The 4,951-nt window shown below is 49.9% G+C and carries 1 tRNA gene and 3 rRNA genes; all 4 read left to right on the plus strand.

What is annotated here, in order from left to right:
* The first annotated feature begins 51 nt into the window (after positions 1-51).
* The 4 genes from FJR71_RS09920 to rrf all read left to right on the plus strand — a co-directional run bounded on the left by FJR71_RS09920 (position 52) and on the right by rrf (position 4,951).
* A 16S ribosomal RNA gene (locus FJR71_RS09920) occupies positions 52-1,600 on the plus strand.
* 53 nt (positions 1,601-1,653) lie between these two features.
* Positions 1,654-1,726: transfer RNA gene (locus FJR71_RS09925), tRNA-Ala, on the plus strand.
* A 129-nt stretch (positions 1,727-1,855) separates the two neighbouring features.
* Positions 1,856-4,755 (plus strand): 23S ribosomal RNA (locus tag FJR71_RS09930).
* Between the two features lie 80 nt (positions 4,756-4,835).
* Positions 4,836-4,951, plus strand: a 5S ribosomal RNA gene (rrf, locus tag FJR71_RS09935).
* The 16S, 23S and 5S rRNA genes sit together here with 1 tRNA gene alongside, the layout of an rRNA operon.

Below are 4,951 nucleotides of genomic sequence, written 5' to 3' on the forward strand. Positions count from 1 at the left end.
AAAAAACAATAAATCTGTCAGTGACAGAATGAGTTTAAGACAAACAATTATTTTAATGAGAGTTTGATCCTGGCTCAGGATGAACGCTGGCGGCGTGCCTAATACATGCAAGTAGAACGCTGAAGGAAGGAGCTTGCTCTTTCCGGATGAGTTGCGAACGGGTGAGTAACGCGTAGGTAACCTGCCTGGTAGCGGGGGATAACTATTGGAAACGATAGCTAATACCGCATAACAGTAGATGTTGCATGACATCTATTTGAAAGGGGCAATTGCTCCACTACCAGATGGACCTGCGTTGTATTAGCTAGTTGGTGAGGTAACGGCTCACCAAGGCGACGATACATAGCCGACCTGAGAGGGTGATCGGCCACACTGGGACTGAGACACGGCCCAGACTCCTACGGGAGGCAGCAGTAGGGAATCTTCGGCAATGGACGGAAGTCTGACCGAGCAACGCCGCGTGAGTGAAGAAGGTTTTCGGATCGTAAAGCTCTGTTGTAAGAGAAGAACGAGTGTGAGAGTGGAAAGTTCACACTGTGACGGTATCTTACCAGAAAGGGACGGCTAACTACGTGCCAGCAGCCGCGGTAATACGTAGGTCCCGAGCGTTATCCGGATTTATTGGGCGTAAAGCGAGCGCAGGCGGTTAGATAAGTCTGAAGTTAAAGGCTGTGGCTTAACCATAGTACGCTTTGGAAACTGTTTAACTTGAGTGCAGGAGGGGAGAGTGGAATTCCATGTGTAGCGGTGAAATGCGTAGATATATGGAGGAACACCGGTGGCGAAAGCGGCTCTCTGGCTTGTAACTGACGCTGAGGCTCGAAAGCGTGGGGAGCAAACAGGATTAGATACCCTGGTAGTCCACGCCGTAAACGATGAGTGCTAGGTGTTGGGTCCTTTCCGGGACTCAGTGCCGCAGCTAACGCATTAAGCACTCCGCCTGGGGAGTACGACCGCAAGGTTGAAACTCAAAGGAATTGACGGGGGCCCGCACAAGCGGTGGAGCATGTGGTTTAATTCGAAGCAACGCGAAGAACCTTACCAGGTCTTGACATCCCTCTGACCGCTCTAGAGATAGAGTTTTCCTTCGGGACAGAGGTGACAGGTGGTGCATGGTTGTCGTCAGCTCGTGTCGTGAGATGTTGGGTTAAGTCCCGCAACGAGCGCAACCCCTATTGTTAGTTGCCATCATTCAGTTGGGCACTCTAGCGAGACTGCCGGTAATAAACCGGAGGAAGGTGGGGATGACGTCAAATCATCATGCCCCTTATGACCTGGGCTACACACGTGCTACAATGGCTGGTACAACGAGTCGCAAGTCGGTGACGGCAAGCTAATCTCTTAAAGCCAGTCTCAGTTCGGATTGTAGGCTGCAACTCGCCTACATGAAGTCGGAATCGCTAGTAATCGCGGATCAGCACGCCGCGGTGAATACGTTCCCGGGCCTTGTACACACCGCCCGTCACACCACGAGAGTTTGTAACACCCGAAGTCGGTGAGGTAACCTTTTAGGAGCCAGCCGCCTAAGGTGGGATAGATGATTGGGGTGAAGTCGTAACAAGGTAGCCGTATCGGAAGGTGCGGCTGGATCACCTCCTTTCTAAGGATAAGGAAACCTGCACGTTCGTCTTGTTTAGTTTTGAGAGGTCTTGTGGGGCCTTAGCTCAGCTGGGAGAGCGCCTGCTTTGCACGCAGGAGGTCAGCGGTTCGATCCCGCTAGGCTCCATTGGTGAGAGATCACCAAGGATGAACATTGAAAATTGAATATCTATATCAAATAGTAACAAGAAAATAAACCGAAAACGCTGTGAATATTTAATGAGTTTTCTAATTTTTTAAGAAATTAGGTTAATAAGGTTAAGTTAATAAGGGCGCACGGTGGATGCCTTGGCACTAGGAGCCGAAGAAGGACGTGACAAACGACGAAATGCCTCGGGGAGCTGTAAGTAAGCTTAGATCCGGGGGTGTCCGAATGGGGGAACCCAGCAGGTGATACCTGTTACCCATATCTGTTAAGGATATGAGGAGGAAGACGCAGTGAACTGAAACATCTAAGTAGCTGCAGGAAGAGAAAGCAAAAGCGATTGCCTTAGTAGCGGCGAGCGAAACGGCAGGAGGGCAAACCGAAGAGTTTACTCTTCGGGGTTGTAGGACTGCAATGTGGACTTAAAGATTATAGAAGAACTACCTGGGAAGGTAGGCCAAAGAGAGTAATAGCCTCGTATTTAAAATAGTCTTTATACCTAGCAGTATCCTGAGTACGGCGAGACACGTGGAATCTCGTCGGAATCTGGGAGGACCATCTCCCAACCCTAAATACTCCCTAGTGACCGATAGTGAACCAGTACCGTGAGGGAAAGGTGAAAAGCACCCCGGGAGGGGAGTGAAATAGAACCTGAAACCGTGTGCCTACAACAAGTTCGAGCCCGTTAATGGGTGAGAGCGTGCCTTTTGTAGAATGAACCGGCGAGTTACGATATGATGCGAGGTTAAGTTGAAGAGACGGAGCCGTAGGGAAACCGAGTCTGAATAGGGCGTCTTAGTATCATGTCGTAGACCCGAAACCATGTGACCTACCCATGAGCAGGTTGAAGGTGCGGTAAAACGCACTGGAGGACCGAACCAGGGCACGTTGAAAAGTGCTTGGATGACTTGTGGGTAGCGGAGAAATTCCAAACGAACTTGGAGATAGCTGGTTCTCTCCGAAATAGCTTTAGGGCTAGCGTCGACATTAAGATTCTTGGAGGTAGAGCACTGTTTGGGTGAGGGGTCCATCCCGGATTACCAATCTCAGATAAACTCCGAATGCCAATGAATTATGGTCGGCAGTCAGACTGCGAGTGCTAAGATCCGTAGTCGAAAGGGAAACAGCCCAGACCACCAGCTAAGGTCCCAAAATAATTGTTAAGTGGAAAAGGATGTGGGGTTGCACAGACAACTAGGATGTTAGCTTAGAAGCAGCTATTCATTCAAAGAGTGCGTAATAGCTCACTAGTCGAGTGACCCTGCGCCGAAAATGTACCGGGGCTAAAACAATTTACCGAAGCTGTGGATACCTTTAATGGTATGGTAGGAGAGCGTTCTATGTGTGAAGAAGGTATACCGTGAGGAGTGCTGGAACGCATAGAAGTGAGAATGCCGGTATGAGTAGCGAAAGACAGGTGAGAATCCTGTCCACCGTAAGACTAAGGTTTCCAGGGGAAGGCTCGTCCGCCCTGGGTTAGTCGGGACCTAAGGAGAGACCGAAAGGTGTATCCGATGGACAACAGGTTGATATTCCTGTACTAGAGTATGTAGTGATGGAGGGACGCAGTAGGCTAACTAAAGCGTGCGATTGGAAGTGCACGTCTAAGCAGTGAGGTGTGAATTGAGTTAAATGCTTAGTTCTATAACATTGAGCTGTGATGGGGAGCGAAGTTTAGTAGCGAAGTTAGTGATGTCACACTGCCAAGAAAAGCTTCTAGCGTTTAAACATACTCTACCCGTACCGCAAACCGACACAGGTAGTCGAGGCGAGTAGCCTCAGGTGAGCGAGAGAACTCTCGTTAAGGAACTCGGCAAAATGACCCCGTAACTTCGGGAGAAGGGGTGCTGACTTCGGTCAGCCGCAGTGAATAGGCCCAAGCAACTGTTTATCAAAAACACAGCTCTCTGCTAAATCGTAAGATGATGTATAGGGGGTGACGCCTGCCCGGTGCTGGAAGGTTAAGAGGAGTGCTTAGCGTAAGCGAAGGTATGAATTGAAGCCCCAGTAAACGGCGGCCGTAACTATAACGGTCCTAAGGTAGCGAAATTCCTTGTCGGGTAAGTTCCGACCCGCACGAAAGGCGTAATGATTTGGGCACTGTCTCAACGAGAGACTCGGTGAAATTTTAGTACCTGTGAAGATGCAGGTTACCCGCGACAGGACGGAAAGACCCCATGGAGCTTTACTGCAGTTTGATATTGAGTGTCTGTGCCACATGTACAGGATAGGTAGGAGCCATAGAGATCGGGACGCCAGTTTCGATGGAGGCGATGTTGGGATACTACCCTTGTGTTATGGCCACTCTAACCCGGATAGGTGATCCCTATCGGAGACAGTGTCTGACGGGCAGTTTGACTGGGGCGGTCGCCTCCTAAAAGGTAACGGAGGCGCCCAAAGGTTCCCTCAGAATGGTTGGAAATCATTCGCAGAGTGTAAAGGTATAAGGGAGCTTGACTGCGAGAGCTACAACTCGAGCAGGGACGAAAGTCGGGCTTAGTGATCCGGTGGTTCCGTATGGAAGGGCCATCGCTCAACGGATAAAAGCTACCCTGGGGATAACAGGCTTATCTCCCCCAAGAGTTCACATCGACGGGGAGGTTTGGCACCTCGATGTCGGCTCGTCGCATCCTGGGGCTGTAGTCGGTCCCAAGGGTTGGGCTGTTCGCCCATTAAAGCGGCACGCGAGCTGGGTTCAGAACGTCGTGAGACAGTTCGGTCCCTATCCGTCGCGGGCGTAGGAAATTTGAGAGGATCTGCTCCTAGTACGAGAGGACCAGAGTGGACTTACCGCTGGTGTACCAGTTGTCTCGCCAGAGGCATCGCTGGGTAGCTATGTAGGGAAGGGATAAACGCTGAAAGCATCTAAGTGTGAAACCCACCTCAAGATGAGATTTCCCATAACTATATGTTAGTAAGAGCCCTGAGAGAAGATCAGGTAGATAGGTTAGGAGTGGAAGTTGTGTGAGCAATGGAGCGGACTAATACTAATAGCTCGAGGACTTATCCAAAAAGTAACTGAGGATATTTACAGCTGGTTAGATTTTTGTTAGAATATAGGTATTCAATTTTGAATGTTCATCATTCAGAGTTAAGTGACGATAGCCTAGGAGATACACCTGTACCCATGCCGAACACAGAAGTTAAGCCCTAGAACGCCGGAAGTAGTTGGGGGTTGCCCCCTGTGAGATATGGTAGTCGCTTAGC

This window comes from Streptococcus xiaochunlingii, assembly GCF_006385805.1.
Taxonomy (GTDB): Bacteria; Bacillota; Bacilli; order Lactobacillales; family Streptococcaceae; genus Streptococcus; species Streptococcus xiaochunlingii.